We start from the raw sequence: 5,468 nt of genomic DNA on the forward strand, positions 1-5,468 counted from the left end.
GCTGATTTTGTGGTTTTGGTCTTTCATGTAGCGATGTTCTTTATTTTCTTGCTTGCGGATCGCAGAGAGTTTCTTTAACTTGCCCATCTTTCTTCCGTGCTCTTTGTATTTGCGGCGTATGTACTTGTTCTGTCTGCCGTTGCCAACAAATTTCGTCTTCCCTGTTGAGGTGACTACAACGGCAGGGACTTTTAAGCCCAAGTCAATGCCCATCATGACATCGCCGCTTGTTTGTTCTGTCTTTCTTTCAACAGAAATTGTACGTACCACTTACCAAACTTCTCAACTATTTTTAAGAGGCCAAGTTTGCCGCTGGAGAGCAACCGCTGTTCGCGTTCCGTTACACGAGCCGGAATCTTGAGCCGCTGTACGTTTCCGTCCAACATCACAGGAAATGCAACGCTATGGTCCCCAAGTGAATAGTTCTGGTTATTTACGTAGTACGCTCTGCGTTTTAGAATCGGACGTCTTCCTTGCTTTTTCGTCTTGTTATGAATGCTTCGCGCATCTCGAATGGCTTGGTTCTTTACTGCGGATGGAAGTTTGGCATCGACATCCTTGGAGGTGAGCTTTGAAATGCGCCCGATGCTTCCGCTTGTTCGGTGAGGAGATTGACCGTTTTGATGTATTCGCTCCCCATCTCCTTCAGCAGGGAAACATTATTTGGGAATATTCGAATTTGAACGGTTACGGTTTGCATCGCTTCACCCCCTTGTCTTCTATTCTTCAACATAACGTTGGATGGTTTCGCTCGAAACATTCCCTGCCGTGCTGACAAAATAGGAACGTGTCCAAAGGCTTGGCAGATGCTTCAAGTGCTTAAATTCTTGACGCAAACATCGCGAGGTCGTACCTTTCAATTTTGCCACACAAAATGATAGTTGATGAGTGATACGGTTGTTGTCGTTCTTCTTTATTGTTGTCCCATACACCGATTGTGTCAGTTTGAATATAAAAATGCAACAACATGAAACAAATGTAGGATAATTAAGCTGTCTAAAGACAGCCCTTGTCCTAAGCCGATTCATCCCAAGCCTAAAGGTAAGGGCTTTCTCGACTAAGATCTGTAATAATTTTACGCTTACAAAATAAATGTAAACAGACGCAACTGATCGGATGTCAGTTGCGTCTGTTTACATTTCGTCACCGTTTTAATTAGGCTGAGTGCCAGTAACTTCGATATTGAGATCGCTCATAGATACAGCATATCCACCAGCAGTCTCCGTATAAGTTCCTAACAGAGAAGTACCACTTGGAGAGTATTTTTTCCAAACTAATAGCCCATTCGTATTAGCCCCAACTTGATAATTTGTTAAATAGATTGTTGTATTTGGGTTTACTGTTTGGTTCGCACCATATTTTGTACCGCTTGTCCATTGCCTCTCATAACCCCAGCTACCGCCTACAGTTACTTCTAATTTAGCTAAAAACGCTGCCTTGATCTCTGATTTTCCACTAATGTTAACTCCTACATTCCACTTTCCTGCTGTGGTATAAGTTTGTTCATATTGGATTGTTGCCGGAGCAGAAGTACTATTTTGATAGCGGAATGTTCCAAGATTCTGATAACGCCAATCCTTTGTTACAGAATTTGGATTATAGGTGTCGAAGACATAAACGAAACCATCGCTTGGTGGGCTCAGTGCTTGCACCCTTTGCGAAAGTGGGACAACTTCCGTGGTGTTCCCGTTTAAATCCGTTTCCCAAGCTCTAAGTTCAGGAATAGGCTGTTTCGGGGAAACTTTGGAATCCGCCAACTCCTGAATTTTGCGAGGGATTTTTTCTTGATCATTGGCTGCATATACACTAGATGTTGTCAGTGTGAGTACGGCGAGGGCACAGACAGTAATCTTTCTAACTAGAATATTCAAAAGCACACCTCCTAATATTTTACTTATATTATAATATACAGAAATTTATAATATTTTTCAATACTAACCACTATAATATTTTTCTAGAATATTAAGCACAGACTTTACTGCTTCTTTTGTAATAGTAGTTTTTGCTTTTGTTCTTGCATTTTGAGTAACAGTAACAATAAGATTTCTATATGTGTACGTCGCCATATCAGTTCTATCCAATAATTCAGGATCGGCTCCGTCATATCCAGAAGTCGACTCCCAAGCAACCAAGTTTTTTCCCATATCTACTGCTGTATAAGCAAATCGTACATATAACTGGACTGATTTATCGTTATTTTCAAATATAAATTGTTCTTGTGTTGGATTAAGATCACTAACTCCACCTCCAAGAGTTATTGTGTCTTTCTTGTTAAATGTAAAATCTTTTTCTATTAAAAAAATTGTCTTCATTGGTGGAGTTAAAGAGAAACCATTTATAACTATATTGTTTTTAACATCCTCCATTAATTTTGTGAAATCATCGTAGTTTGGTTTGTGTTCAATTTCTATATTGCTGCTGTTGGATGCTTTGCTTGGTGGTATTTGTTGATTAGCTACATCCTGACAACCTACTAGAGAAATGGAAATTATCAAACTGCTGATTAAAAGTAACGAACTCTTTCTCATAATGTCCTCCATTACATAAAATTTACTTATAAAATATTACATTTTTGCTATAAATACAAGTTGCCTTGAAAATTTTCACTATTGCAGCATCAGATTTAAAGCTGTAGGAATGAAACGCTGGCGTGTTAACGTTAAATAGTTGTCATAGTCACAATATTAGCTCTGATGCTGTACTAGTTCTATCATTTCAAGCTGAGTATCTGCTTTAGGTTCGGAGAAATCGTCAGGAAACGTCTGTGTTTCTAATTCTTCTTGCAGCGCAGTAAATTGCTTCTAAATTTCACTTTTCGTCACGTCTGCTTTAATAAAGAGTGCAATTTTCAGGGTCAGTGTCTGCGTTGCTGTCACCAGGGGAAAAGTAGAAGAACACTTAAATAGATCAAGAATTCTCTAAGCCCCTCTATATACTAAACGGTTGAAAGTTATCAAATGTTACACTTAATTTATAAATATTTCTAATTTCCCTCATATTTGGGTGATGGCCGATTGCATTAATAATAGTTTCAGATGTTAGGATCGATTACTGGTCTGCTGTTGAAGGCATTCTTTGGAGTTATGTAGGTCTTCAAGGTAAAGATATTAATGTAAGCCCTCAAAGCACTTTTGCGACAACGTATTCACAAGGACATTTCAAATTTCATGTCTCGATAGTAAATATTCAAAATACTTATCCACGGATCGGAATAACGATTTATAAAGATGGCACATGGACGCGTGATTAATAATCAACAAATTGCGAGGACTTTTGCGGAATGATGTATATTACGATTGTACTTTTAATAATATTTTTGCTCTCGAAGTTAAAAGTAATTAGTTTAGGACCGAAAGTAGAAATACTATTTTTAGTTCTAATAGTAATAACGGTCCTAATTAACATCTTGCTTCTTTTTGCCTGGCCCGTCAGCACTGGGACTGGTGTAAAGGAAGGTGTATTACAATAGACCTCTAAAGTAAGGTGTTTATCATGATGTTTATTGCTGCTTTTGCTTTGAGAATGATATTTGCGAAAAGGAATAAAGCAAGCTAAAGTTTGCTTTCCCCCATTGGTATAGCTGACGGGGGTTTTGAATATTGCGTTAAACTGCTTCGTTTTTCGACCGAATAGAATGCTTACCCGAATGAGCGCATTGTTTTCGCAGGAAACAGGCGCTCATTCACAGTCGTCTCCTACAAGCCCGACCGTCTGAGTTCATCAATTGCTTCGGGGCTAAGTGAAACCACTGATTTCAAGCTTGTACTGATCCGTTCGATAATGTCTACGCGCGGTCCGTTTCTCCACGCCTCGCTCTTGTAGAATGCATCTTGGGACGAACCAAGATGATCTAGACTATCGTAAGACCTTATCAGATAATAAGCATCCGGATCGTGAAGAGAGTTGCCGTAAGCAACAACGTCCATACCAACTTTTCTATGAAGCGGAACACTTATCTCTTGCATGATTCTATGAAACTCGCCACCAGTACCAGGCTTCAATGTATACAGAAGAATCTCGATTACTCTACTCATGTCAGGCTCCTTTTTTATAATTAAAGAGAGTTTATTTAAAAGAGGAATTTATAAAAGTTTGTTTGATATGGTAACAACATATTTCATAACTTACTATTCATTTATGGTTTGGATTTTTATTTCAAAGATATTGCATTTCCCAATTTGGAATTGCAGTCCTAACCCTCTGCTATACAATAATCTTTGAATTAATCGAAAATTATGAGCCTTTAATGAACAAATGGAATAAGAAAAATCAAGAATAGTTTTGTTAAAAAAATTAAGTTTCCTTCCTCATAGGACGTTCAAAGCAACGGGGTGAAATTTATGAGAAAACCGATATATACAGAAGTTTCAATTCCTCATAGGTACGTTCAAAGCGCAGCAGAACACGGGTTCGTGAAAGGTCAGGTGGCGGTTTCAATTCCTCATAGGTACGTTCAAAGCTCGCGGAGCCCGCAGCCGCCTGTTATTACACAGCGCAGTTTCAATTCCTCGCGGTTTTTTGGTCATTTTTACCTTGCCAATTGCAGTAAATCCACGTTATAATTATAACGTGGATTGGAGAGATCATATGCCGCTCATTTATCTGAAAAACAAGAATAATGGTATTACATACGTCTATGAGTCCGAAAATTACTGGGACAAAGCGAAGAAGCAATCTCGCAGTCGCCGCACCTGTATCGGAAAGCTGGATTCGCAAACCGGAGAATTGATTCCATCGAAGCGATTAACCACATCGCATCGTCCGGCGAAGCCAGGTCCGGTTCCTGTGACGGAAACGAAACGCTTATACGCTGGTGCAACCTATTTGTTGGACGCCATAGGTGAGAAACTGGGCATAGCAGCGGACTTGAAACAGTGCTTCCCTGAACAGTACAAGCTACTTTTATCGATTGCCTATTTTCTGATTTTGGAGGACCCTAATCCGCTGATTCGTTTTTCAAAGTGGGCGATTACGCATCAGCATCCTTATGGTAAGGATATCCCTTCTCAGCGTAGCAGCGACTTTTTTGCTTCCATTCCAGAAGAAGCCCGGGAACGCTTTTTTCGTCTGCAGGGCAGAAGACGGGCGGAAAAGGAATACTGGGCCTACGATACGACAACCCTTTCGAGTTATTCGGAATGCTTAAAACAAGTCAAGTACGGAATGAACAAAGAGCACGATCCGCTCCCGCAAATGAATCTGGCGCTGCTGTTTGGCGAGCAGTCGAATTTGCCGTTTTACTACCGCAAGCTCCCTGGTAACATTTCGGATGTACAAACGGTGAAGAAGTTGCTCGCGGACATGGACTTCTTCACCTACAAGAAGATCAAACTGGTCATGGACCGCGGTTTTTATAGTGAAGCGAACATCAATGCCATGTACCAGCACCATCTGAAGTTTCTGATTGGCGTGAAAGTCACACTTAAATACGTACAAGAGGAATTGGAATCGGCCAGGCCTCAACTGCA

6 protein-coding genes and 1 pseudogene are annotated in these 5,468 nt (G+C 40.1%); 1 reads left to right on the forward strand and 6 read right to left on the reverse strand.

Annotated features, from left to right (window positions below; genetic code table 11):
* The 6 genes and pseudogenes from BLO51_RS30695 to BLO51_RS28085 form a co-directional block, all read right to left on the reverse strand.
* Positions 1-270 (reverse strand): transposase (locus tag BLO51_RS30695; RefSeq protein ID WP_245719874.1); only part of this gene is annotated, 270 nt, incomplete at its 3' end.
* A 256-nt stretch (positions 271-526) separates the two neighbouring features.
* Complete coding sequence (locus BLO51_RS30700; protein WP_245719875.1) at positions 527-700, reverse strand: hypothetical protein; 174 nt, start codon at positions 698-700, stop codon at positions 527-529.
* Positions 701-719: 19 nt separating this feature from the next.
* Positions 720-863: pseudogene (locus BLO51_RS28070) on the reverse strand (transposase); the annotation flags it as partial.
* Between the two features lie 288 nt (positions 864-1,151).
* Positions 1,152-1,871, reverse strand: coding sequence for a hypothetical protein (locus BLO51_RS28075; RefSeq protein WP_090677418.1), 720 nt, complete (start codon positions 1,869-1,871; stop codon positions 1,152-1,154).
* A 63-nt stretch (positions 1,872-1,934) separates the two neighbouring features.
* Positions 1,935-2,528 carry a hypothetical protein gene (locus BLO51_RS28080; RefSeq protein ID WP_090677420.1) on the reverse strand — a complete coding sequence of 198 codons (594 nt, stop codon included), beginning with the start codon at positions 2,526-2,528 and terminating at the stop codon, positions 1,935-1,937.
* A gap of 1,167 nt (positions 2,529-3,695) precedes the next feature.
* On the reverse strand, positions 3,696-4,034 hold the full coding sequence (locus BLO51_RS28085) for an NIPSNAP family protein (protein ID WP_090677422.1): 339 nt from the start codon (positions 4,032-4,034) through the stop codon (positions 3,696-3,698).
* 553 nt (positions 4,035-4,587) lie between these two features.
* Here BLO51_RS28085 and BLO51_RS28090 point away from each other — a divergent pair.
* Positions 4,588-5,468: IS1634 family transposase (locus BLO51_RS28090; RefSeq protein WP_143007028.1), on the forward strand; the 881-nt coding region annotated here is incomplete at its 3' end.

This window comes from Paenibacillus tianmuensis (assembly GCF_900100345.1).
GTDB lineage: Bacteria > Bacillota > Bacilli > Paenibacillales > NBRC-103111 > Paenibacillus_G > Paenibacillus_G tianmuensis.